At 54.4% G+C, this 23,683-nt stretch carries 21 protein-coding genes; 3 read left to right on the forward strand and 18 right to left on the reverse strand.

All coding sequences use genetic code 11. The features are described from left to right. Positions 1-41: 41 nt before the first annotated feature. Positions 42-1,196: an MFS transporter gene (locus tag LKX83_RS20325; RefSeq protein ID WP_227884436.1), complete on the reverse strand. Its 1,155-nt coding sequence runs from the start codon at positions 1,194-1,196 to the stop codon at positions 42-44. A 231-nt stretch (positions 1,197-1,427) separates the two neighbouring features. Between LKX83_RS20325 and LKX83_RS20330 the strand changes: the two genes are divergently transcribed. Further along, complete coding sequence (locus LKX83_RS20330; RefSeq protein ID WP_227884316.1) at positions 1,428-2,042, forward strand: TetR/AcrR family transcriptional regulator; 615 nt, start codon at positions 1,428-1,430, stop codon at positions 2,040-2,042. A 64-nt stretch (positions 2,043-2,106) separates the two neighbouring features. Here LKX83_RS20330 and LKX83_RS20335 read toward each other — a convergent pair whose 3' ends face one another. From LKX83_RS20335 to LKX83_RS20370, 8 genes are all read right to left on the reverse strand, one after another. Then, positions 2,107-2,574, reverse strand: coding sequence for a GlcG/HbpS family heme-binding protein (locus tag LKX83_RS20335; protein WP_227884318.1), 468 nt, complete (start codon positions 2,572-2,574; stop codon positions 2,107-2,109). A 172-nt stretch (positions 2,575-2,746) separates the two neighbouring features. Then, the gene (locus LKX83_RS20340; RefSeq protein ID WP_227884319.1) at positions 2,747-3,472 is read right to left on the reverse strand and encodes a YheC/YheD family protein; all 726 of its coding nucleotides are present in this window, start codon (positions 3,470-3,472) and stop codon (positions 2,747-2,749) included. A gap of 89 nt (positions 3,473-3,561) precedes the next feature. Then, the gene (locus LKX83_RS20345; protein WP_370639105.1) at positions 3,562-5,229 is read right to left on the reverse strand and encodes a type 2 periplasmic-binding domain-containing protein; all 1,668 of its coding nucleotides are present in this window, start codon (positions 5,227-5,229) and stop codon (positions 3,562-3,564) included. A 138-nt stretch (positions 5,230-5,367) separates the two neighbouring features. Next, the gene (locus LKX83_RS20350; protein WP_227884320.1) at positions 5,368-6,267 is read right to left on the reverse strand and encodes a carbohydrate ABC transporter permease; all 900 of its coding nucleotides are present in this window, start codon (positions 6,265-6,267) and stop codon (positions 5,368-5,370) included. Positions 6,268-6,282: 15 nt separating this feature from the next. Continuing rightward, on the reverse strand, positions 6,283-7,188 hold the full coding sequence (locus tag LKX83_RS20355) for an ABC transporter permease (RefSeq protein ID WP_227884321.1): 906 nt from the start codon (positions 7,186-7,188) through the stop codon (positions 6,283-6,285). Positions 7,189-7,471: 283 nt separating this feature from the next. Further along, the gene (locus LKX83_RS20360; RefSeq protein ID WP_227884323.1) at positions 7,472-9,685 is read right to left on the reverse strand and encodes a helix-turn-helix domain-containing protein; all 2,214 of its coding nucleotides are present in this window, start codon (positions 9,683-9,685) and stop codon (positions 7,472-7,474) included. A 44-nt stretch (positions 9,686-9,729) separates the two neighbouring features. Beyond that, positions 9,730-11,109 carry an alpha-L-fucosidase gene (locus LKX83_RS20365; RefSeq protein ID WP_227884325.1) on the reverse strand — a complete coding sequence of 460 codons (1,380 nt, stop codon included), beginning with the start codon at positions 11,107-11,109 and terminating at the stop codon, positions 9,730-9,732. Positions 11,110-11,403: 294 nt separating this feature from the next. Continuing rightward, positions 11,404-11,913, reverse strand: a complete 510-nt coding sequence (locus LKX83_RS20370) for a DinB family protein (protein ID WP_227884327.1) — start codon at positions 11,911-11,913, stop codon at positions 11,404-11,406. Positions 11,914-13,041: 1,128 nt separating this feature from the next. On the opposite strand from LKX83_RS20370, the gene LKX83_RS20375 reads away from it, so the two are divergent. Then, on the forward strand, positions 13,042-14,688 hold the full coding sequence (locus LKX83_RS20375; protein ID WP_227884328.1) for an RNA polymerase sigma factor: 1,647 nt from the start codon (positions 13,042-13,044) through the stop codon (positions 14,686-14,688). Between the two features lie 431 nt (positions 14,689-15,119). Here the strand turns inward: LKX83_RS20375 and LKX83_RS20380 are convergent, their stop codons facing one another. From LKX83_RS20380 to LKX83_RS20395, 4 genes are all read right to left on the reverse strand, one after another. Then, positions 15,120-15,473, reverse strand: coding sequence for a hypothetical protein (locus tag LKX83_RS20380; RefSeq protein WP_227884330.1), 354 nt, complete (start codon positions 15,471-15,473; stop codon positions 15,120-15,122). A gap of 802 nt (positions 15,474-16,275) precedes the next feature. After that, the gene (locus LKX83_RS20385; RefSeq protein WP_227884332.1) at positions 16,276-16,662 is read right to left on the reverse strand and encodes a DUF6220 domain-containing protein; all 387 of its coding nucleotides are present in this window, start codon (positions 16,660-16,662) and stop codon (positions 16,276-16,278) included. Between the two features lie 66 nt (positions 16,663-16,728). Continuing rightward, entirely contained in the window at positions 16,729-17,358 is a 630-nt protein-coding gene (locus tag LKX83_RS20390; protein ID WP_227884333.1) for a PadR family transcriptional regulator, read from the reverse strand. Between the two features lie 52 nt (positions 17,359-17,410). Next, entirely contained in the window at positions 17,411-17,839 is a 429-nt protein-coding gene (locus tag LKX83_RS20395) for a pentapeptide repeat-containing protein (protein WP_227884334.1), read from the reverse strand. A 106-nt stretch (positions 17,840-17,945) separates the two neighbouring features. On the opposite strand from LKX83_RS20395, the gene LKX83_RS20400 reads away from it, so the two are divergent. Beyond that, positions 17,946-18,200: a recombinase zinc ribbon domain-containing protein gene (locus LKX83_RS20400; protein WP_227884335.1), complete on the forward strand. Its 255-nt coding sequence runs from the start codon at positions 17,946-17,948 to the stop codon at positions 18,198-18,200. A 706-nt stretch (positions 18,201-18,906) separates the two neighbouring features. Here LKX83_RS20400 and LKX83_RS20405 read toward each other — a convergent pair. From LKX83_RS20405 to LKX83_RS20425, 5 genes are all read right to left on the reverse strand, one after another. After that, the gene (locus LKX83_RS20405) at positions 18,907-19,293 is read right to left on the reverse strand and encodes a DUF4830 domain-containing protein (protein ID WP_227884336.1); all 387 of its coding nucleotides are present in this window, start codon (positions 19,291-19,293) and stop codon (positions 18,907-18,909) included. Positions 19,294-19,559: 266 nt separating this feature from the next. Then, positions 19,560-20,456: a hypothetical protein gene (locus LKX83_RS20410; protein ID WP_227884338.1), complete on the reverse strand. Its 897-nt coding sequence runs from the start codon at positions 20,454-20,456 to the stop codon at positions 19,560-19,562. A 22-nt stretch (positions 20,457-20,478) separates the two neighbouring features. Continuing rightward, the gene (locus tag LKX83_RS20415) at positions 20,479-21,387 is read right to left on the reverse strand and encodes a TIGR03943 family putative permease subunit (RefSeq protein WP_227884339.1); all 909 of its coding nucleotides are present in this window, start codon (positions 21,385-21,387) and stop codon (positions 20,479-20,481) included. 4 nt (positions 21,388-21,391) lie between these two features. Further along, complete coding sequence (locus LKX83_RS20420; RefSeq protein ID WP_227884340.1) at positions 21,392-22,459, reverse strand: permease; 1,068 nt, start codon at positions 22,457-22,459, stop codon at positions 21,392-21,394. Between the two features lie 33 nt (positions 22,460-22,492). Continuing rightward, the gene (locus tag LKX83_RS20425; protein ID WP_227884342.1) at positions 22,493-23,680 is read right to left on the reverse strand and encodes a HupE/UreJ family protein; all 1,188 of its coding nucleotides are present in this window, start codon (positions 23,678-23,680) and stop codon (positions 22,493-22,495) included. Positions 23,681-23,683 lie beyond the last annotated feature (3 nt).

Below are 23,683 nucleotides of genomic sequence, written 5' to 3' on the forward strand. Positions count from 1 at the left end.
GGCGGTGCGGCCGCGGGGAGCCAGGCCCCTTATCTCCGATCTTACGACAGACGCCGGGTCGCGGTCCAGACGAAAAGCGCCAGCGCGCTCGCCGCGGCGCCGAGCAGACAGACGCCGTCCCAGCCGGCGAGCGCGTAAACGCGTGTGGACGCGATCGACCCGGCCGCGCTGCCGATGGAGTAGAACGTCATGTACCCGGCGGTGAGACGGCTGCGGGCTTCGGGCCGGACACGGAAGATCAGCGTCTGGTTCGTCACGTGTACGGCCTGCACCGCCAGATCCAGAACGATCACGCCGGCGATCAGCGCCGGTAGCGACTGGCCGAGATACCGGATCGGAAGCCAGGACGCGGTCAGCAGGACTAGCGCGATGCCGGTCGTCCGCTGGCCGTAGCCGCGATCCGCAAGACGTCCCGCCCGGGCTGCGGCCAGCGCGCCGGCGGCGCCCGCCAGACCGAACGCTCCGATCGCGGTATGCGAAAGGGACAACGGCGGCTCGCTGAGCGGCAGGACGAGCGGCGTCCACAGCGTGCTGAACGCGAAGAAGAGAAGCAGCGCCAGTGCTGCCCGGATGCGCAGGATGCGCTCTTCGGCGAACAGGACGAAGACCGAGCGAAGCAGCTGCGGGTAGGCGATTTTCGGCTTGGACCGGTCGTCGGCCGGCAGCAATCGGTACAAGACGCCGGACAAGGCGAGCATCAGGACGGCCGACAGCAGATAGACCGATCGCCAGCCGGCGACGTCGGTCATGACGCCGGCAAAGGAGCGCGCCAGCAGGATGCCGAGGACGATGCCGCTCGTCACTTGGCCGACGACGCGGCCGCGCTCCGCCGGCGCAGCTAGCGTCGAGGCATAGGCGACGAGCGTCTGGGTGACGACGGCAAGGAGCCCCACCGCGGCGAAGCCCAATAGCAGGACGACGCTCGCCGTCGCGGTGCCGACCGCCGCGAGCGCTCCCGCGGTGAGCAGCAAGTGGGCCAGAATGAGCCGGCGGCGGTTCAGCAGATCGCCGAGCGGCACCAGCGTCACAAGGCCGATCGCGTAGCAGAGCTGCGTAACGGTGATGACGATGCCGACGGTCGCGCGGCTTAGGCCGAATTCGCCCGACAGCGCGTCCAGCAGCGGCTGCGCGCTGTAGATATTGGCGACGGCCATCCCGCTCGCGATGGCGAACAGCAAGGTCAGCGTGCGGGACATCGCGGAGGCGCGTGGCGCGTCTGTGGCGCAGCCGCCCGCTTCGGTGGTATTCTTCCTTTCGAACATGCACTCTCTCCTCCAATTTACATACCAATCGGTACATAACTTTTTCCTGACTATATCTCCAGACACGATCTCTAGTCAAGCCAAAAACGGAGGACTGATTTGACGCCAGGAAAAGCTGAATGTATGATCATATCATACCGATCGATATAGAAAAGAGGCAAAATGATGGCCCGACCGCGGGAATTCGACGAAGACAAGGCGCTGGAGGCCGCGATGGCGCTATTTTGGGAGAAGGGGTACGAGGCCGCGTCGCTGAGCGACTTGACGGCGGCGATGGGCATCCAGCGTCCCAGCCTCTATGCCGCCTTCGGAGACAAGATGGGCTTGTTCGAAGCCGCGCTGAGACGGTATACGCGGTCTCATGCCGCCCGCATCCGCGCCGTCCTGCAGCGGCATGCCTCGGTTCGGGCGTCGTTTCGCGACTGCTTTGAACGCTTGTCCGAGGAAGCGGAACCATCGCGGCCTTCCAGAGGCTGCTTCTGCATCAATACAATCGTGGAGCTGGCGCCGCGGGACGAGAAATTCGAGGTGCTGACGCGGGAGCACCAGATGTATCTGGCCGTCCTGTTCCAGGAGACGATCGAGCGCGGCATCCGCTCGGGGGAGCTGACCGGCGTCCGGGACGCCAAGGCGCTCGCCCAGACGCTCGTCGTCTCCTATATCGGCTTGACCGTCCTGCTGAAGGCGCGTCCGGATCCGGACTTCATCCGGCACGCCATCGACGTCACGCTTACCCTGTTGAATGGCGAACCGACCGGCGGCGAAAAAAGCGACGCTTAACCGGCCTATCCGGCCCATCCCGTCCGCACCCGGTACTTCCGCGCCCGCAAGCGCCTTCGCGGCGTCAGCCGTAGAATTGCGCCGTCCCGATCCGGGCGCTGGCGCCCCGCGTCGTTCCCGGCGCCTGCATCGCCTCGAATGCTTGAACGGCCGCGTTCGCGACCTCGACGTCCTGGGCGCTGGTCCCGCCGCTCACGCCGACGCCGCCGACGATGCGTCCGTCGCGCACGAGCGGGATGCCGCCCCCGAGGATGACGAGCCGCCCTTGGTGGGTCGTGTTGATGCCGAACGACGGGCCGTTCGGCTGTGCCGCCTGCGTCAGGTTGGCCGTCGGCATCTGCATGGCCACGCTGGTCCACGCCTTGTCTTGGGCAATCCCGATGCCGGCGATCCGTGCGCCGTCCATGCGATGGAAGGCGATCAGGTTCGCTCCCGCGTCCACGATCGCGATGTCGCTCGCCAGGTTCATTTGCCGCGCTTTGTTCTCCGCGGCGGCCAGCAGCCGCTTGGCCGTTTCCAAATCCAGTTGCATATTCTCCTCTTCTCCTTAGGCGCTTGGGATGCTTCATCGTATGGCTGCTCGCGCCCGGCGGTGCTTTGACGGGGAGAGAAAGAGCGGGGAAGCAGCAAAAAACGAACGGATGATGTCATCCGTTCGTCTTGAGGCAACAACCGATGAAGGTGAAGCGGCGGTTACCGGTCCTTTAACGCTTCGCAAAACGCATGATGGTGCGGTACATCCGCTTGTCGGCGAGCGCGCGAAAAATCGACTTGTCGGGCTTGGAGTTGACTTCGATAATCCATGGCTTGCGGTTGCGGTCCAGTCCCAGGTCGATGCCGAACGCGCGAAACCGCGGAAAGCTTCGGCTCATCCGCTTGCCGATCCGCAAACTGAGCGATTTCATTCTGTTCACGCAGACCTCCCGCTCCGTCCGCGACATCGACGAAGCCAGCAGCTCCGCCACCTGCATCGGCTTACCGCCGCTGTGGTAGTTGGTTACGATTTTTCGGGGACCGGCCAAACGGCCGACGATTCCCGTGACCGTCCATTCCCGCCGCGCGCCGCGCTGGAGCATGACGCGCACGTCGAACGGCCGGCCGCGGTGGCGCAAGAGAGAGATGTCTTTTTGCGCCAGATAGCGTTTGTTCATCTTGGCTCTGGCAAACGCGCCGAACGCCTTATCGAAAGAAGCGAACGACCGGCTGACCGTCCGGTAACGCAGCTCGTACGCACCGTTGCGCCTGCTGATTCTGAAAATGCCGAATCCGCCCGTGCCGTGGCTCGGTTTCAAATAAACGGACCCGTACAGTCCCAGCATGCGCCGGACGAACGCATAGGTCGCGGGTCCGGTAGGCGGGAGGTGTCGCGCCAGCTGGGCATCTCCCGCCATCACCCGATGCTTACCCCACTTGTTGTTTCCGTATGTCATGCCATCCCTCCGCTCGCACTCGTGTCTTGAACGATTCTATATATGCGAGTATGGCGCGGCGGTTGTCGGCGATTGCCTTAAACAACGTATTAATTCTTCTCGATCGCGGCCTGATAGATTTCAATGTACTTCTTCAGATTCAAGCCGTCGAACCCTTTCACATAGGCATCCCAATCCTTCTCGATGTCTTTATTGCCCAGAATGAACTGCGCCATATTGGACTGGACATACTCCTTGATCGACGTCGTCAGCTGCGCCGCGGCATCCGTGTCTTCCGGACGGATATAGGCGCCCGCCGGATAGAATTCCTTCGGAGCGTAAGGCTCGTAGGTCTTCGTTGCCAGGGCCAGCCGCGTTTCGTATCCTTTCGAGCTCAGCGGGTCTTGCGCGGAAGCGAACGAATCGCGGAATTCCTTCGACATGTCCTTCGGACCCAGCAACGACCAGCTATCGTTTCGGATGGCATTCTCGTCCTGGGGCGGCAAGTTTTCAAAGCTGAACTTGGCAGGTTCGCCCCAAATGTTCTTCTCTCCCGCCTGCGCCTTGTTCCATCCGACGCCTTCATGCGTGCCATATTCGCTGAGCAGCGCTCCTTCTTCGGAGAATGCATAGTCCGCGATTCGGATGGCGGCGATTTGCTGCGCTTCGCTCGCTTTCTTGGTGATCGCGAACGCGAATTCGCCCAGCCCTTGCGAGGTGCCGGCAAGCTGCACGCCGTTGGGCCCTTTGAGCGGCGGCACGATTACCCAATGCTTGTGGCGGATGACGTTGTCGTCCCAGACGTTGACGAGATAACTAAGCAGCGCGGTCGTGATCGAACCTACGATTTCGTCGCCTTCGCGGTTACCCAGCTGACCGACCGCCTGATCGTTTTGCGTGAATGCCGCCTTGTCGACCAACCCCTCTTTATACAACCGATGGATATAAGCGAGGCCTTCTCTCCACTCCGGCTTGTCCGCGGCGAAATCCACCGTGCCTCCGTTTACGGTCAAATACTTATCATTATCGTTGTAAATAAACGAATTCATGAGAAACGCGTCGATATTGCCGTTCCATACGGATTTGTTCGGCGCGCCGGTCAGCGGGATTTCGTCCGCTTTTCCGTTTCCGTTCGGATCCTGCGTCTTGAAGGCCTTCAGCACGGCGTACAATTCATCCGTCGTGGTCGGGACCGAAAGCCCGACGCGATCCAGCCATTCCTGATTGATCCAGTACTTTTGGGAATATTGGCAGTGATAGCATTCGTTGAACCGCGGAATGCCGTAGATGTTGCCGTCCGGCGCCGTCATGGCCGTCTTGAGATACGGCTTCTTCTCCATGAGCGCTTTGAGATTCGGAGCATACTGGTCGATCAGACGGTTCAGCGGAATCAGCACGCCCTGTTTGGAATAAGTCAAAATATCCGTCGTCGTGAATTTGCCTTCCAGAAACACTTCCGGATAGTCGCCGCTGGCGAGCAGCAGCTGCCTGCGATCCACCAATGCATCGGCAGGCGCCAGGTCCCACTTGATCTTGACATTGAATTTCTGCTCCACCAACTTCGTGTAATCATTGTCTTCCAGCGGCGCTTTGCCTTGCGGGGCGAAGAACGAGACGTCAACCGGCTTTGCAGGCTTGGAATTGGCGGACGGATCGGCGGACGATCCTTCCGCCGAAGGACTTGCGCCTGGATTCCCTTTGTCTCCGCCGGCGCAAGCGGCAAGCGCGATGCTGCCGACCAACAAAATCATGAGCGATACCCACAGTGTCCTTTTCAAACTGACTCCTCCTTTTCATGGCCCTGCGTGGATGGGAAAAGCGGATGCCGCCGGGTTGCCTGACTTGCCGTTTCCGATCTGTCGGACAAAGACGACTCGATGTTCTTGGACCTCACCTCCGGGCGTAATCATCGCCGTTCACCCCTTCAAGGAGCCGATCATGACGCCTTTGACGAAATGCTTCTGCACGAACGGGTACAGGATCAAGACGGGGATGCAGGTCACGACGATCAAAGCGTATTTGAGCACCTGTTCGAATCCTTGGTCTCGCATTCGCTGGGACGTGTTCGCCAGCATCCCCGGATCCGCCGCGTTCAGAATCAGCAAGTTCCGAAGCACGTACTGGAGGGGAAACAAATGCTCCGACCTTAAATAAATCAAGGCGTCGAAGTAGGCGTTCCAATGACCGACCGCATACATCAAAGTCATCACCGCCAAAATCGGCTTGGAAAGCGGGAGTACGATGCTCCATAAATAACGGGAATCCCGGCAGCCGTCGATCTGAGAAGCTTCCTGCAGCTCGACGGGAATGGAAGTCTGAAAGAACGTTCGGGCGACGATGACCTGGAAGACGGAGAAGGCTCCCGGCAGCCAGAGCGCCCAACGGGTGTCCAGCAGATGAAGATCTTTAACCAGCAAATAAGTCGGAATGAGCCCGCCGTTGAAGAAGAGCGTGATCATCATCAAAATCATAAGGTATTTTCGGCCGGGCATTCCCCTCTGCGACAGCGGATAAGCCATCAACACCGTGAAGGCGACATTGATAAAGGTTCCGACGACGGTATAAACGATGCTGTTGTAGTAGCCGAGCATCAACTGCGAGCTGCGCAAGATCGCTTCGTACGCTCGGAGCGAAAATGCCGTCGGGAACAGCCATACTTGGCCGGACACGACCGCATTGGGCGAACTAAGAGACGAGCTCAGGATGTACAGCAACGGGTATAGCACCGACAACGCGATGACGGAGAGCAAGACATAGAGGAAGACGAGCAGAACGCGGTCGCCGAACGGCTCCTTGATCCTTTGCGTGTTGAACATGGACGACCTCCTTTTTTACCACAAGCTGTTTTCCGATACTTTGCGGGCAACGAAATTCACAAGCAAGAGCAGAATCAGATTAATGACGGAATTGAACAGCCCTACGGCCGACGAGAAGCTGAAATTGGCCCCGAGCAAACCCACCTTGTACACGTAAGTGGAAATGACTTCGGACGTGCTTTGATTAAGCGGATTTTGCATGAGATAGATCTTTTCGAACCCGACGCCCATCACATTCCCTAAACTAAGAATCAGCAGGATGACCGAGATCGGGACCAGAGACGGCAAATCGATGTGGACGATCTTTTTGAATCTGGAAGCCCCGTCGATGCGCGAGGCTTCGTATAAAGCGGGATCCACGCCGGCCAAGGCCGCGATGTAGATGATCGAAGCGTATCCCATCTCCTGCCATACCCCCGACCAGACGTAAATCGATTTGAACAGTCCGGGCTCTCCCATGAAGTTGGTGTTGGACCACCCGAAGAGCGAGAAGAAACGCTCCACGACGCCGACGTGCGGAGAAAGCATCAGAATCAGAATCGAGACCATGACTACGGTGGAGATAAAGTGCGGAGCATAAGTGACCATCTGTACGGCGCGCTTGAAAAAACCCGTCCGGATCTCGTTTAGCGCCAAAGCAAGAAGAATCGGAATCGGGAAACCCGCTAGGAGCGAATAGAAGCTGATGCCGAGCGTGTTCTTGATCAAAAGAGGAAAATTCGGAGAGGCGAACAGATTCTGGAAGTGCTTGAATCCCACCCACGGACTGCCCAGAATGCCATCGACCGCGTTAAAATCTTTGAACGCGATCAAGACTCCGAACATCGGAACGTACTTAAAAACGAGGAGATACAGCACGGGCAGCAGGACGAGAAGGTACAACTCCCAGCTGCGCCTCACTTTGACCCACGTTTGCGACATCGGCACGACTCCTTGTCGGATGGATTTCCAAGCGCCGTCTTCCCATCCGGGTCGTCGGGTTCGGTAGTTCGATTCTAGCCCGCGCTTCTTCTCTCCATCAATTTGTAAGATTCGCAGACCCCACCTTTTTCGCGGAATCGCCAGAATAAGCCGATCGCGCGTACGAATAAGGACGCTTCGCCATTTTCCATCCTTGCCGTTTTTCCCCGAAACGAGAAAACCCCCGGTATGCGCCGCTTGCTGACGCTACCGAGGATTCGGCTGACACCGGACCGTTCGCTTTCTATGAATGCACCTGTTTCCGATAGTCGCTGGGCGATAATCCCGTCAAATTTTTGAAGGCGCGGTTAAATGAATTATAGTTGTGGTACCCGACTTCGGCGCTGATTTCCTGCAAGGATTTGTCCGTTTTCCGGAGCATGCGCTTCGCATGATCCATTCGAAGCCCGATGAGAAAATCGACGAAATTCCCGCCGAACTCCTCCTTGAACAACTTGCTTATGTTTTTGGCATGCAACACGAACTTGTCGCTCAAGTGATCCAAGGAAAGCTCCGGGTTGGCGTAGCAATTCTCGATGTAGCTCCGAATGTCCCCGATCACCGCCCGGTTGCGCTGCGAATCCCGTACTTTCCGCATCCGATCCGACAATTCGCCGAAGATGCTGCCGCAGGCGCCTTGCAGCTCGCGAACGGTTTCCCAACCTTTCTCCAGTCGCTGCCATTCCGCTTCCGCGTCCTTCCATGCATCCCGGTACTCTTTTGCCGATTCCAGGAATACGCGGCTTAATTGTTGATGCAGGAACTGGAGCAGGCTTTCGATTTCCTTCCGCGAGGAAACCGCTTCTTGGATTTGTTCGAACAGTTCGTCCAGATGTTTCGTCCAATCGCTTTCCTGCAGTCGGATCGCCTGCGATAAAGCGTGGATCGTGCCGAAAAAATCGTGAATTCGGGATGTCGTTCCTTCGATCTCTTCCGGACGGATGAGCCTTCCCGTTCCGAGAACGGCTTTGTATTGCAGCAAATTTCCGGCGATATCGCCGGACCTCCGGATCTCCTCCAGACTGGCGGCCATGCCGTGGACGCCGATCGTGACGGTAAAGCTCAAGTTGGCGCGAACCCATTCCACGATCTGCTCCCCGATGGCATTCCTCATAGCGGTCCCATCCGCCGGTTCGGGAATCCACACGACCGCCGACAGCCGGCGGTCCGTCGTCCATTCCGCCCAGACGGAAGCCCCGTTCAGCTGCACCATTTCTTGGGCGGCGCTGGAAAGGAGGAATTTGAGGATGGACTGATCCTGCGCGTGGTAGGTTTCGACAAAACGTTGGAAGCGATCGATCTCGAGGATCAGCGCAAAGGATCGCAAGCCTGCCGGATTCACGTGGTATCGGATCAAATCCGCCTGCCATTCCGCCTCTCGGATGGGCACGATTCCTTTCAGAGCCTCTTGGAAACGGTGTTTCTTTTGCAAAATGAGGGTTTCTTTATGCTGTTGCCTGTTTTTTTTCGTCTCCTCCATGAAGTGCTCCAACGCTCTTCGGATAAAGCCGAACTCGTTGGCGTCCGGCTTGCCGTCTTCCTGCTGGATCAACGAACTCGTCCGGATCAGCGATACGATCTGGCTGATCGGCCGATAGTTGCGGCGCGTGACGTGCACGACCCAAATCGCGCCAAGCAGCACCGCGACCACGGCAATCGCAAGCCAAATATTGTAGAAGTCCAGAACTATCCGGGTCCATCCGCGGTTCGCGGGTCCGCTGAAGACCTCCCAGCCCGTATACGGAGAAACGTAATGGGAAAATACGCTCCGGTCGTTCGCTTCTTCGGCAACCTCGCCGAACAGGCTTGCGCCTTCGCCGTCCGTGATGCGGACGTAGGTGAGGTCAGGGTGGTACATGGGAGCGATCGAACGCTTCAGCTTGGACAAGCTGACATTGACGACGATATACCCGCTTTTCGCGCTGGCAAAGTGGGGGTACCCCCGCACGATCGTAATGACTTCCGACGGCCGCTCCGACGCATAGGGCTTGTACGTTCTTTTGCCGGTCCATTCGCCCAAGCTTTTTTGCTGCTCGACAAAGGGCAGGAGGAACGGCTCGTCCGTAAAATCGGCCGTCTGGCCCGATCCGTCTCCCAAAACGAAATGATCTTCCAATCTTAAAAAGTAGGCCGAATCGATCATCGGGTAATTGAACTTCCAATCCTCCATGAGATCGGCGGCCTGAATGTTCCCATAGACGTCGTTGCCGTTCGCGCCGAAAAAATGCTGCAGCACGGGCGCCGACAAAACATCCCGCAAAATGCGGTAGTCCAGCGTCTTCAAGGTGTTATCCGTGTACGAGATGACTTGTTGCGCCAAAAATTCGTTGGCTTTGATCGCTTCTTTGCGGTTTTGTTCGTTCAGCGTTTGAAAAAAGACCGCGAACAAAATCGAAATGACGATGAAAAATGCAGGAAGGTACGATAAAAGAAGTCGCCGAAACCAATTGCTGTTCATTTCGCACCTCCCCTCCCCTTGTTTGGTCGAGAAAGCTGACCAGCCTAATTATTGCGGATTCGGAATACATGGGCGATCGGAGCTTTGCGGGCGAGCTCCGATGCCGGGAGCCGCACCGACAAGCCTTCGCCCTCTCGCCCGAATTCGAGCTCCCCGGCGACTCCCACGAGTTCGACGGCCGCTGCGCGTTCGGGATACGGAAGATAGAGACGCTCCGAGAGCGGCGCGTCTTCGTCTGGATATAAATAGGTGCAGTAAACCGCAGCTCCATTGCAGGTAAACGCGCAAGAACCGGTGTAGTACGGAGCGCATATGCGCGTGCCGTATACGGCTTCTCCGTATTTCTTCAACCATGCGCCGAGTTCCTTCATGCTTCGGACGGCGCCCTTCGGCAATCGGCCATCCGGTTGAGGGCCGACGTTGAGCGCCAGGTTGCCGCCCTTCGCCACCACTTCCATCAGGATATGGACCAATTCGCGGGCGGATTTGTATCGGTCCTCGTATCCGAACGAGAAGGATGTGCCTATCGTGATGCAGCTTTCCCAAGGTACGGTCATGGGCTTATCGGGGATCGTTTGCTCCGGGGTCACGTAATTCTCGTAAGGACCTCCTACCGTGCGGTCGACGGCGAGCAGCCAAGGCTGAATCCGGCGCGCCCGCTTCACCGCTTCGCCGAGCCGGATATCCTGCTTGACCCGTCCTCCCTCTCTCACCCAGCCCGCATCCAGCCAGAGAATATCGATCCTCCCGTACCGGGTCGTCAATTCCATGATTTGCTCATGCGTAAATTGAACGAAATTTTCCCATAGCCAGGGATAATCTTGCGGATCGTACGAAGGACCCCGCCACATTTGGCTCCCTCTATCCATGCCCGGCGCCCAATAGTAGGGCGTATGCCAGTCCGCTTTGGAGAAATAGGCTGCGATCGCCATCCCTTCCTTGCGGAAAGCGTCAAACACGTGTTTGCATATATCGGCATACCGGTGGGTGTGGAAAGGGGTGTTTTTGTCCGTGATCCGGTAATCCGTCGTATGCGTATCCCACATGCAGAAGCCGTCGTGGTGCTTCGTCGTAAAGATCAAATACTTGAACCCGCCTTCGGCGGCCGTCTTCGCCCACTGGTCGGGCCGGAAGCGGATCGGATTAAACGTCTTGTTCAAATCGATGTACGACCGCTTCATTTCCGCGCTATCGTCGGTCCAGTCGATATCGTTGCGCGCCCAATCGCCGTCATCGTCGCTCAGCGCCCACGACTCCACTAAGCCGAGTTGGGAATACGGACCCCAATGCATCATGAGCGCCAGCTTCTGGTCTTGGAACCATTCCAATCGTTGCAGAATGACGGGGTCTTCCGGCTTTACCCACTCCGATGCGCTGCTGAAAGAATGGACGCCTTGTTCGATTTCCTGATCGATCACGCTCATCTCCCTTCCTGACCGCGTATACTTCTACAATAAATAACGCCTGCCGGAGCGGCAATTCTCATTATTCTACGATTTTGCTTTTTTCTATCAAACCCAAAAAGGACCTCATCTTCCGATGGCGGAAGATGAGGTCCTTTTATTCAAGGCTATGTTAAATGTTGATTTTTTTCGAATAAAAGAATAACGTTCAACGAAAAGATGGTTGATTAGGCTATCGTTTCCCGTTAGCCGTCTTGTCCTCTCTTCATATCAGCCTATGAACCGGGCGGGAAGGGTGCGATAAAGTATGGACGACTAACTCAAGTAACGATTTCGGATGACCCCCATGTGATGAAGCTCGTGTCCTGCGATGCCGTAAGCGAGGGCGCGCGCCGTAATGCTTACGTTGTTGGCTGTGCCCTTGTAGGACCACGCCTCCGTCGGCAACCCGCGCAGCAGTGTGATCGTCGATTGCCGTACGGCCCGGTAGTCTTCGGCCAATTGCGCGGTTGTCCAGCTTCCGAAAGGAGGAATGAACAATTCCTGGTCGAAACCGGGCAAAGGCGTCTGATCCCCTCTTGCAAATCGGAGCAGGCGGTAGGTCATGACGCGTTCACTGTCTGCGATGTGGCCCACGACTTCTTTCAGCGTCCATTTTCCTTCCTCATACCGATAGGCGCTCTGGCTTTCGGTCAACGATGCCAGCAGCTCGGTCATTTGCTTTTCCTGGGCGAGCAGAATGTCGATGATGTTGCCATCCGGCACCAACCGGATATACTCGCCGGCGTCCCCGGCGTATTCTTCTTCAGACGGTCTTTGGTTCATGTGTAATCACCTTTCTATGAAGATATAGAAAACTACAATGCTCTTTCCAATGTTCTACCGCGATTTTTTTGCGAAATTCGCAACTTCGGCATGTCTAATGAATTCGCGAATGAATTGAACTTTCCTTCCAACAATTGAGATTAAGCAACCACTTAGTTGGTTGGCCGCCACGCTAAACTGCCATTTAGTTGAACATAGACCTCAATAAGACACCCGCCGCAACGAACCTAAAAGTAACGCCGGTAGAGTTCTCGCCGGCGTTCCCCACGCAGTTGGGCGTAAATCTGAGTGGTTGATGCTTTTTCATGCAACTTTGAGCTCACCACGATCTGCAAGCCGTTTTAATGCCCACCTGATCGTCGGAATAGCCATCCGTCTTGTTGGATTTATATTGGTTACAAATAGGGCCTTGCAGGAGTCCTCGCGGCTCACAAGATACTTCTTCAACCAAACTTTACACTCGGTTGTAAAGTAAACTTCTCTTTGTTTTGATCCCTTGCCATTTACAATTGCGGAGCAGTTCTCAAAGTTCAGGTGTTTAACTTCTCCACCTCTCCAACCCGGCAGCCGGTACTGTAGAGAAACTCTAGAAGAGCCCTTTCTCTCAGAGAATGACAAGAGATTTTCAAGTGAATGACATCCTCCTCGATCAAGAACTTAGGAATACGTTTCCATTTTAGGTTCACGTAACTTCAAGGAAGGATTTGGTGTTAAATATGTTTCTTCATATGCGATGTCCCAAGCTGCTGGGTTTCAACCGATCGGACTTTTATCAGCTTCATACAGCCGCCATAAATTACTTAAAATCATAAATAAAACCTCCCATAAGAGTCTATTAAATCTAGTTTGCTTCTTATGGAAGGTTTTAGACTGACTTTATTAAACTGGCGTACCTTAGTTGAACGGAAAAAAGTATCTTTATATACTAAAAGTGAGACCCTTAAATCTTAAGTAATCTTCAGCTTGTTTAATTCTTGTTCCATTAAACTCAACAAAAAGTTCATAACGTCTCTTTAACCATTCGATCCGGTAGGACGTCCAAATTTTTTTGAAAATATCCCAACCTTTATTTCGCCTGGCACACTATTTGATTGTCAGGAATTACAGATGCAACTGCGGAGGCGAAAGATGGATTCGATCGGGCAGAACGGAAAAGAAGCGGCGGAAGCGATTCGGAGCTATGTCAAACCGATTTTCGGTTTTGCATTGAACCGGGTCAAGCAGCGGGCGGAGGCGGAGGATCTGACTCAGGAGATTATGCTGCAATTGTTGAAATCCTTCTCCGGGGTGCGGGACATTCGATGCCTGGAGGCTTACGTCTGGACGGTTGCCCGATACACTTGGGTGAATTGGTTGAAAAAGCGTGCGCACGCTCCCCAAGCGATCGAAATCAACGGCATGTCCGAACTGTCGGCCGACCGATCCCGGGAGCCGCTTGACCGGCTGCTGGTAACCGAAGCTTACCGCGAGCTGCGCCGGGAAGTCGCGTTTCTGTCCGACATCCATCGCCGGATCGTAGTCATGCATTACTACGACGAGCTTAAAATCGGCGATATCGCGATTGCTCTGAACATTCCTGTCAACACGGTGAAGTGGCATCTGAGCGAGGCCAAAAAGGAGTTAAGGAAAGGGATGAAACGTATGCGCGCAACAGGAACTTTGAGTGTCAATCCGGTCAGCATGGGGGAAATGGGCCATTCCGGTTCGGCCGGCAGACTGGGCGAAACCAACGATTTTCTTGGACGCGCCTTGGCGCAAAATATCGTTTACGCGGCTTATCACAAGGCGCATACCGTCCATCAAATCGCGGAGGAGCTCGGAATGCCGCCGTCTTTGCTGGAAGACGAAGTCCGGCACCTGGCCGATTACAATTTTCTCATCCAAACCTCTCCCGGCAAATATCAAAGCAATACCATAGTCTGGGACATCGTCGAGTTGGCCGGAGCCAGTCATCGATTCTATCAAGAGTGCGCCGCCGAAGTGGCCGATGTTCATTTCGACGCGTTAATTGAAGTTCGCCGGCAAGTCGAGGATAGCGGAGTGTACGTTCCGGACGGCGACTATAACTTCCTGCTCTGGACCTTGCTGCCCAAGAACGTCGAGGAGCAATCCTGGCGGAGCATGCCGGCGGGCGACAACTTCGATGCGGTCGCGCCGATGCGAAAGGACGGAGGGCAGTATATCGCCTATGCGGCGTTGAACCGGAGCCGCAATGCCGATCCGGGTTTTGATCTGAGCAGTTACGTCACCTTCGGTCCGAGTCTCCGCTACGTCGAAGACAGTCCCTTATACTTGTGGCAATTCAATACGTACTGGAGCGACCGCCAGGTGGATTGGCGTTTCCTGGAATACCGGAATGTCGAGGTTTGCCATGCGTTCCAACAAGGGGAACTGCCCGACAACGAAGGGAACAGCGAGCAATATTCGTTCCTGCTGGAGAAGGGGTACATCCGCAAGACGGAGGAGGGGTACAAGTTCAATGCGGTTTGGATCGACTCTCCGCAAACGCTGGATCGGTTGAACAAGGCAATGCCGGATTTGTCCGCCCTGTATGCGCCTGCTGTCGGCAAGCTCTACGATAAAATGCTCAAGCTGTTCCTGCAAAATCAGCCGAAGCATTTGGAACCGCAGATTGCTTACATGGTGAGAGGCAATACCGGCGGAGGCCGGCTGGTCGCTTATATTTTGAAGCATTTGATCGATAACGGGAAGTTGAAACCGCCGTTGCCGCACCAGAAGAAGACGATTACAACCTGGATGGGGCCGGTCAAGTAAGTCCGGTTCGGAAATGGATACGAAGAATGGCCGTTCCAGGGTCATGCTGGCCATTTTCACGCAATACTCTGTCCACCGAAATGATTGAAAACATCGCTATTGCACCACGGCCCCCTCCTGAACGTATGAAAATGATCAAAAGCCACCCATGACGCACGTGCGTCATGGGTGGCTTTTGATCACAATCGCATCTGCCGGATATCTCCTCCCCTCACACGAAGGACCACCAGGCAAATCTACCTGACGATTTTATCCTTTCTTGACCGCAGCCCAACCGTGAGAGGTCAGACGCTCCACATACTCAGCAAGTGGAAGAACTTAGTATACAGTAGGTATATGTATAACTCACTTTCCTTTTTTCCAGATCTATTCAGCAAAACTGCCCGTTAGTTGAGAAAAGCCAGTGCGGTAGACCTTTCGGTATTGAACTATCACGTCAATCTTTCGGAGATAGTTTTACTTATTTCTTCAGGGTTTTTAACATCAATGATTAACTTTGATATTTTAAATTTACCAACAAGAAAATTATTCAAGTCAAAATGAAGGGTATCAACCTCATTATTAAAAAAGTAGAGATGATAACCTCCATTGAATCTAAATAATCCATTTCTTGTTCCTCCAAAAGAAAAACCATAAAGCTTGAAAGCATTTGGTATGGGTCTACCTGTTGTTATCCCCTTAATCGAAGAATATGGAATTTGCAACCCGTTATCTATTTTTAAAAAGGGCGGATTTCCAAGATCGATATTTAAATGGGTTTCCATTAATTGAATTGTACGTTCCATTCGTTTAGTCCACCATTTCATAACGCTTTAGTATTTTAAAATATATTTTCATATTATACCATATATAATCTTATTTATAGAATTTATTGAGCTAATTTACCCAAGAACTGAACATGCAAGCGAATATTTCGCCGGTTGCATGATGGAATATTACATTATCCTGCCCGTTAACGTAATGAAGTGCCGATCACAGGGGTAGCTTCATGTGGTTTATTGAGCATAGTTCCCAGTTAACGCAATGATCTGGCTTTTTATTCATACAGTTCCCCGCACTTCAGGGCCAGTTCTGCCTCTGTCGGCTTCAAAAGCAAAAACATGCCCTTAATTATGATACGGTTCTCCGTATCATCGATAGAGCGAAATTCAAATAGGCCCTTACAAATATTATCTACAAGGGCCTATCCTATTAAATCATAACGTGCTGTAATAGCTCACCGTAGCTTTAGCAAAGATCAGCTAAATAAGCTCAATATAATCGGCAATTACATCTAACAGCAAGTCAGCGGATTGTGGAGTATAACCAGGAGACTGACACAACACGATATAATGACTCCTTTGTTGAAAAATCTATACTGTTACTGCCAATCTATTATGCCAGAAGATAGACGGTATTAACTGTCCTTTTGGAATACTCTAACAGACAAGGGAAACTGCGGTTCACCGTATCTCTAACGACGAAAATAGAGGGCACCTGATGGGGGTGCCTTCATTATCCTCGGAACCATGACATATCTAAAATTGTTTGTCTCCACCTGAGTGCCTTATTGTTAACATTGAATTAACGCAATGCTGCAAATTGCACTTACTTAAGCGTACGAGTTGCCCTAACAGCCACATTCACGGATCCATAGAATAAGAATGTTGCAATAACAGGATGCAATGCTGCTGCGGTAGTGCCCAATGTCATTTCTGCAGTCAAATATTGGAGCGCGATCATGGCGAATAAACCGAAGGGCCACCAACGCAAACCGTGGCTCAGCTTGCCGATGAATGCGATAATCACCAATAGCAACAGGATGAATTCAAAAAAATGTACAAAATTGGAGTGATACTCCCAGAACTTCGAATCCGTGAACATCCCTAATCCGGCGAAAAACAGCTGTATGACAATGCAAGCTGCAAAGAGCCACGCTAGAACTGAATATATCAAATGAGCATAATTGCGATGAGATTTGTTGCGCTGTTCCATTCCAATCACCTTCCGCTTGATTTATCTTCTAGTAATCTGACCTATTGTATATAAGTTGATTCTAATTTATTCATGATGGGGGTTCTCACTTTTAAACTTTGTGGAAATTCCAAGCAACAATTCCAAATTCCAGTCAATATTCTTGTTCTTTATTTCCTCCAGAATAGACCGTACCCATTCTATTTCCGCCGAGAACATATTCATTCGATACTCCAAATCCAGCAGAAGTACTCTAGGAAGCACCTCTTTAGCCTCTTCGTACTGATGTTGCATACCTGTCAAGCTATCCCTAAGGAATCCTACCCGTCTTTCAAAAGCCTCAATAACCACCTCCACATCCAATAGCGGAAGGAATGAAAGGGCAGCAGGGAACTCCGGATACTCTTTGACCGGTAGGGATATGATTTCCTTCATCCATGAAAATGCGGTAACACGGCCTTTTTCCGTTACGGCATACACCGTCTTGTCAGGTCTCCCTTCTTCCCGTATCGTTTCCTGCACCTCGATCAATTGCTGATGGCTAAGCCGTTCGATAGTCTGATAAATGCTGGCTCTCTGATGAACGTTAACGACATCGTGCTTGCCCCGTTCTTTCAATAGCTGCTGCATGCGGTACGGATGCATCGGCTCTTCAATCAGCAGTGACAGGATGGCCAACGCAACCGGGGAACGGTGGATTGCTTTTGATGTTTTCAATGTCATAGCGCCTCCCCAATCCGGATTCAAATCCCCTTTTTTTGTTCAATAGTTAAATGACAGTAACTTTGCTCACATCCGCATTGAAGCCCTTGAGCAACGCATAAGTTGATTTATCCATCGAGGACCCGTCGAAGATAGCGTTTTTAAGCTCCGTTTTAACTGAAACATCATAAAAAACCGCATTTCGAAAGCTGGTTCCCTTTAATCCGGTATGATCAAAAACCGTTCCCTGGAATGTCATCCTGTCGAAACAAAGGCCTGACAAATCGGAGCCTTTAAAATTCGTGCCGTCAAAAGTACATTCACGGAATGATGCGCCTTTCAGATTGGAGCCGATAATCAAGGTATTCGTGAGATTGGAACCGTCAAATATTGCATCCTCCAGATCACACCCTTTAAAAGACCGGTTGCTTAAATCCATATTTGCAAAATCGCTTCCCTTAAGCTTGCTGTAGTCAAAGTTTCCAGGTGTACTCATTTCATTTCCCGCCTTTACAAAAATTTTAATCAAGCCTTTAGTTACAATATTACTAGTTATAAAGTTACTATGTCAAGATCAAACAGAGGGAGATCACTCAGCAATCGTGTCGGACGAGCTGTGGGAGAAGGTATACCTGCTCCGACAGAATAAGAGCGCCATGCCTAAGAAGCGTTTCGAGGGCGAGTACCTGCTGACCGGACTTATCCGCTGCCCCGAGTGCGGCGCGGCGATGACCGCCAGCCGCACGGTCAACCGAGCGAAAGAGGGGACGAAGATCGTCCGTATGTACTACTCCTGCGGGCGCTTCCGAAGCCAGGGTGGCTCGGTCTGCCACGCCAACAGCATCCGCAAGGACTGATATTAAAAACAAGCAAGGTTGGAATGCAACTGTAGTTGATGCAAAAAGAAGTCGCTTTTATGAAAGTGTAGAAATTAATACAGAACCTACAAACCGCGTGGCATCAAACGCTGTAAATCTTCACATATCTTCGGGAATTCTCTATGGTTCCTATAAAGGATATAATGTTAGAAAGCAACGAGACTATGTCAAGAAGAATGGTAAGAAATTGTTGGAACGCTATCAACAGTTCTACTCTGAACCAGTCACCCCTACAGATCAATAATTTGTTGCAGACATTTGCTTAACTATCCTCGTTAGAGTAACAAAATCCTTACTTCATCCTTGAGCAGTAAAGACAATATTTCGCCCTACTTATGATACGGTTCGCCACGCATGATCTTAAAGTATCCTGCCCAATACTTTAATGGAACAGGGAGCAGCACCGCGGTGGCCTGCTCCCTGTTCTGGTTGAACTATATTCTTCCGTTAGCAGAACAGCCTGCCGACGTTATAATCGGCAGGCTGTATGATGTGGTTTCGTATCCCGTTAACGTGGATCGTTAATTTTTCCCCATTTCCCGGTTAGAATGGTCACAATCAGCTAAAATTCCTTCATTTCTTAAACTAATCTCCCCGTTCAATATCAGCGAAAGATCCCGAATATGATTGAGCATTATTGCGCTGCCCCGTTAGCTGAACAGCCTACCTTAATTTATTTATTAATTTAATTATTTATTGTTCCTTCGTTGATTAACCTTTCTTTATCCTTCAAAGAGAAATCTCCAGGCTCCCAAGTCTCTAAATGTCCGCTTCCTCCAATAATATCTTCATTCATTTGATAAATGTCAGCGTATATTTTCTTTCCCGTTTTTTGTTTCTCTTTCAGCAAATAGGTTGTAATATAAATTTCTTTATACGGCTTCAAATCAATACCTGCGTTTGTTGCAGGTAGATAGTTTTTTGTATCTTGCGTTCTTTCGCTCATTTTTTCCTCAATATGCCAACCAAACGACTTAAGGTATTCCATATGTTTAACATTATTCTGCTCCGTTGTTTCTTTACCGCAACCAATCAGAAACACAAGACAAAAAATTGAAAATAAAACAATCATTTTCTTAATTGAAACCCACCTCCTTCATTTTCCATTTAGGAGACGTAAAGACCCACATGAAGGTTGCAGTGTTTCAACTATTCTGCCCGTAAGTTCAACAAGAAAAAATGGTACGCCGAAGTTTGGTGTTCGTGTCCGTCACAGTATACAGGCAAGACGCTTTATTCTCCTATTCCTTGCTGTCCAAGTAATGAAATCATGCCAGGTCAACAACACGATTGAACATCGCTTATTCAAAGCGGGCATAGGCGTCTCCCATTCGTCCGTCATGCCCCTTCGCGCTGCGCCGGTTCTCCGTCTTCCCGGATCGTGATCGTGCCGGTCAAACGCGAACCTCCGAGCGAGAACGCGTATACGCCGGGCTGCGGACGGTTCAGCAAAAAGATGTTGTCGCCTTGCTTCAGCGGCGCCTCGATGCCGAGCGCCGGACAGACGAGCGTCAAGCCCGCGTCGGAAGGACGGTCTACGCGGAAGACGGCCTTCACCATCGCGCCGGTGGTAAACCGGCTGTCGCGCGGACTGAATCCAGTCGCTTTGACGTCGATCGTCGCGATTTGCAGGTTGTTGTCCTCGTCCAGCGCCGCCTGCTGCGACGCCTGCTGTCCGATCTGCCCGAAGGCGATGCGATCCCGGTGGACGATCAGCTCGATTCCCGAGACGAACACCGCCGCGGCGAGCACCGCCGCGAACGCTTGAGGCGCTTTGGAAGTCCGCTTCCCCTTTGCCTTCGGCGGTTGGATGGCTGCCTTCGCCCGCCAATCAACCGCCTTTTGCAGCGCAAAAACCGCAACGATGCCCGCGATCGCGGCCGCCAAGACGACGATGGCGGAAGCGAACAGCATCATGCCGAAGCGGACCCCGGCGATGGCTCCCAGCATGCCGGCGAGCGCCGCATGAAGGGCCGGCAGCGATCCGTAGAGGCGAAAGCCGGCGCCGCCGGCGGCGGCCGCGAACAGGACGGCGTAGACGATCACGGCGGGCAGACGATAGTCGAACGCCTGCACCGCGACGACGCTGGCTGCCGCGCTGACGAGCAGTGCCGCGGCGATCAAGGCCGCCCGGCCGAGCGCCGCCGGGATGACGGCCTTGCGGCCGTTGACGTAATAAAGCATGTATCCCGCCGCCAGCGCGAGAATCGCGAGACTGCCTATATTCAGCACCATAACCGAACCTCCGCGTTTCGTTTTAAAGTTTGGAAGCGAAATTCCAGTCCGGGTACACGTACGGGATCGTCGGCGCCTTGGCCGAAATGACGCCGTCCGCGACGATGCGGATCACTTCGCGCCCCTGGAACGTCGTCCGGTCGATCGTGCCGTCGACGGTCAGCCAGGCATCGTTCGGGTAACCGGCCGCGTCCGGCGCTTCGACGACGATGCCGTATGGCGAAATGTCCGCGATGCAGTGCGTCATGGCCATGCGCCCGACGATGAACTGATCGTCCGCCAGCCCCGATTCGCGGTAGACGAAGCCGGTGAGCGTAACTCGCTTGCCTTGGAAGTTGTCGACGAACAGATTCATCGCCTGCAGCTTCTCGATGAACCATTCGTCCTTCATTTCGATCGCATCCTGCCGGTAGAGCAGCATGCCGAGCTTGGCGTAGTCCTTGTTGTACACGTTTGTCCTGAACATCGCCTTGATCGCCTGATCGGCATCTCCCTCAAGCTCGACCGTCTCGAGCGATGCCCCGTTCGGGACCGCCGCGCCGGCCAGATTCATCCCTTTGTTCCGCGCGAGCGAGCCCGCCAGCGCCGCATTCGGCACGACCGCGCCGAACAGCAGCGGCAGGAGAAACAGGCCGTAGAGGACGACGTTTTTACCGAGCGACGCCGGCGGCGCGTGATCGTGGTCGTGATCTCGGCCGCAGGCGCACCCGATCGCCGGGTGACGGAGCGAGGCGACCGTCAGATAGCCCTGGCAAAGGGCCAGGATGGTCACGCCCGCCGTCGCGATCCGGGCGTAGAGCATCAGATGCGGCGCGATATACAGCAGCATGTCTCCAGAGAAAAGCAGTCGAGCGAGCAGCGCGGTCAAGCCGACGAGGATGGCCGTCCGCAGCAGATGATGGACCGTTGCCCGGTTCCGCAGCATCGTCATCGCTTCATCCCCCTTTCAGCAACCAAGTTTCGAGCACCCATGCGCCCGCGTAGACGAAGACGAACGATAACACCGCGAGCAGCGCGACAAACTTCGTCTTGAACACCGCAAGCATCATGAGCAGGCTCTTTAAATTTAGCATCGGACCGAATACCATGAACGCGACGAGCGAGCCTTTGGAAAACGTGGCGAGGAACGACTGGGCCACGAACGCGTCCGACGTCGAGCACAGCGACAGCGCGAAGCCGAGTCCCATCATGAGCAGGCTCGATCCGGCATGGCCGTGCCCTAGCGACGCCAGCTGCTGCTGCGGCACGAAGGCTTGCAGCAATCCGACGAGCAGCGCGCCGAACAGCAGAAACTTGCCCATCTCGAAAAACTCCCCGACCGAATGGCTCATCATCTCGGTCAGCTTGCCGCGAACGCCGCCCTGCCTGTAGCCGTGCGCGTGCCCATGGCTGTGGCTGTGGCCGTGGCTGTGATCGTGCGCACGTTCCCGCGGCGGCCCCTCGTCCCGCAGAACGCCGCCCTTGACGAACCGGTAGACGATCAAACCGACGGCGATCGCGACGGCCAGCGCCAAGCCCATCCGGGCGTAGGTCATTTCCGGGCGGGACCGGAAGGCGACCCACGTCGACCAAAAGACGATCGGATTCAGAATCGGTCCGACTAGAATGAACGTAGAGGCGACGTAAGCGGGCATGCCCTTGCGGATCAGTCCCCGAATGGCCGGCACCATGCCGCATTCGCAAATCGGAAAGACGATGCCGAGCAGGCCGGCCGTTAGGATGCCGAGGAGCGGATGGCGGGGGATTATCCGGCGGACCATCCGGTCGGACACGAACACCTGCAGGAGCGCCGAGGCGAGCACGCCGATCAGAATAAACGGCAGCGCTTCGAGGAGGATGCCGATGAACGCGGTTTTGAAGATGAGCAGCTTGGCATTGTGCAGCGCCGTCCCCGGCGACTGGCTGGCGAAAAAGTACAGCAAGCTGACGACGAGCAGGCTGAGCCCGGCGAATACCCCGGCATGGGACGCGCGCGGCGCGGTCTGCATGGCGTTTTGGGACATGGATGCCCCCTCCTTGAGGTCGGTCATGAGGCGTCAAGCCGCGAACAGCCGCTCGAACAGCCAGGCGCCGCCAAGCGCGAGCGCGGCGACGGAGGCGGCCACGACGAAGCGTCTCGCGTGCTTGTACCGATGCAGCGCATAGAGAAGCGGGACCAGCAGCGCAACGATGGTTAGTTGAACGGCCTCGATGCCCAGATTGAAGCTGATCAGATTGACGGCCAGTTCGCTGCGGGGAATCTCCATCTCCTTCAGAATGTCGGCGAAGCCCATGCCGTGGACGAGACCGAACAGAAACGTCAGCACCCACCGGTAGCTCACGCGCGGCCGGAGGATATTGTCCAAGGCGACGTAGCAAATGCTGAGCGCGATGGCGGGCTCGACGATCTGTGGCGGCACGTTGAGCAAACCCAATACGGTCAAGGTCAGCGTCAGGCTGTGCGCGACCGTGAAGGCGGTGATCATCGCCGCATACTGCCTGAACGTCTGGCGGGCGATCAACAAGGAGAACAGGAACAGCAAATGATCGTATCCGCCCAGGATGTGACGAATGCCCAGCTTGAAAAAGGACAGCCAGCCGGAGCCGGTACCGGAAGCCGATGCCGCAGGCTCCTCTCCGGGCGCGTCTCCGGATGCCGAAGCCGTCTCGCCCGCCTTCTCCGGCAGTCCCGCATAGTCGCCGTCCGTCAGCTGCATCGCCCAGGCGCGGTCCTTGCCCGACAATGCCGACGTGCTCTTCTGGGGGCCGTAACGAATCGTCAGCAGGTCGACGTAATTCGTCGCGGTATCGTTCTCGTACAGCCGATCGGTCAGCGAAATCGATTGGGACGGCGCGGCGGGCGGATACAGCGCGCGGAGAACGACTTTGGAGGCGTCTCCTTCCCGCACGAGCACGAAGCGCTCGAGCGACGTCCACGGCGTCTCCTCTCCGCCGAGCTTGAGCGTCAGATGCGCGCGCAGGATGTCGGCCAGCTCGTCCTTGACGGCGTCGAACTCTTCCTGGTCGAGCATCTTGTCGCCGTTGGCGTCGCCCCCCGCCAGCTCGATCGCGGAGAGCTCGTCCAGCGCGTACGTCATTTCCGTCTGCGATTTGGCGAGCGTAAGGGTATTGTAAGCGGCGCTATATGCATGCGCGTCGGCCTGCGGCGCGAAAGCGATCGCGGCGAAGGCGACGGCCGCGGCGCAAAGCAAAGGACGGAACGCCCGAAACAGGGACTGTGCCATCGG

Source organism: Cohnella baijiui, from assembly GCF_020731285.1.
GTDB lineage: Bacteria > Bacillota > Bacilli > Paenibacillales > Paenibacillaceae > Cohnella.

Coding starts and splice junctions, on each gene's coding strand:
- LKX83_RS20325 (WP_227884436.1), bottom strand. CDS start 1,196: ATGTCCCGCACGCTGACCTTGCTGTTCGCCATCGCGAGCGGGATGGCC.
- LKX83_RS20330 (WP_227884316.1), top strand. CDS start 1,428: ATGGCCCGACCGCGGGAATTCGACGAAGACAAGGCGCTGGAGGCCGCG.
- LKX83_RS20335 (WP_227884318.1), bottom strand. CDS start 2,574: ATGCAACTGGATTTGGAAACGGCCAAGCGGCTGCTGGCCGCCGCGGAG.
- LKX83_RS20340 (WP_227884319.1), bottom strand. CDS start 3,472: ATGACATACGGAAACAACAAGTGGGGTAAGCATCGGGTGATGGCGGGA.
- LKX83_RS20350 (WP_227884320.1), bottom strand. CDS start 6,267: ATGTTCAACACGCAAAGGATCAAGGAGCCGTTCGGCGACCGCGTTCTG.
- LKX83_RS20355 (WP_227884321.1), bottom strand. CDS start 7,188: ATGTCGCAAACGTGGGTCAAAGTGAGGCGCAGCTGGGAGTTGTACCTT.
- LKX83_RS20360 (WP_227884323.1), bottom strand. CDS start 9,685: ATGAACAGCAATTGGTTTCGGCGACTTCTTTTATCGTACCTTCCTGCA.
- LKX83_RS20365 (WP_227884325.1), bottom strand. CDS start 11,109: ATGAGCGTGATCGATCAGGAAATCGAACAAGGCGTCCATTCTTTCAGC.
- LKX83_RS20370 (WP_227884327.1), bottom strand. CDS start 11,913: ATGAACCAAAGACCGTCTGAAGAAGAATACGCCGGGGACGCCGGCGAG.
- LKX83_RS20375 (WP_227884328.1), top strand. CDS start 13,042: ATGGATTCGATCGGGCAGAACGGAAAAGAAGCGGCGGAAGCGATTCGG.
- LKX83_RS20380 (WP_227884330.1), bottom strand. CDS start 15,473: ATGGAACGTACAATTCAATTAATGGAAACCCATTTAAATATCGATCTT.
- LKX83_RS20385 (WP_227884332.1), bottom strand. CDS start 16,662: ATGGAACAGCGCAACAAATCTCATCGCAATTATGCTCATTTGATATAT.
- LKX83_RS20395 (WP_227884334.1), bottom strand. CDS start 17,839: ATGAGTACACCTGGAAACTTTGACTACAGCAAGCTTAAGGGAAGCGAT.
- LKX83_RS20405 (WP_227884336.1), bottom strand. CDS start 19,293: ATGATTGTTTTATTTTCAATTTTTTGTCTTGTGTTTCTGATTGGTTGC.
- LKX83_RS20410 (WP_227884338.1), bottom strand. CDS start 20,456: ATGGTGCTGAATATAGGCAGTCTCGCGATTCTCGCGCTGGCGGCGGGA.
- LKX83_RS20415 (WP_227884339.1), bottom strand. CDS start 21,387: ATGACGATGCTGCGGAACCGGGCAACGGTCCATCATCTGCTGCGGACG.
- LKX83_RS20420 (WP_227884340.1), bottom strand. CDS start 22,459: ATGTCCCAAAACGCCATGCAGACCGCGCCGCGCGCGTCCCATGCCGGG.
- LKX83_RS20425 (WP_227884342.1), bottom strand. CDS start 23,680: ATGGCACAGTCCCTGTTTCGGGCGTTCCGTCCTTTGCTTTGCGCCGCG.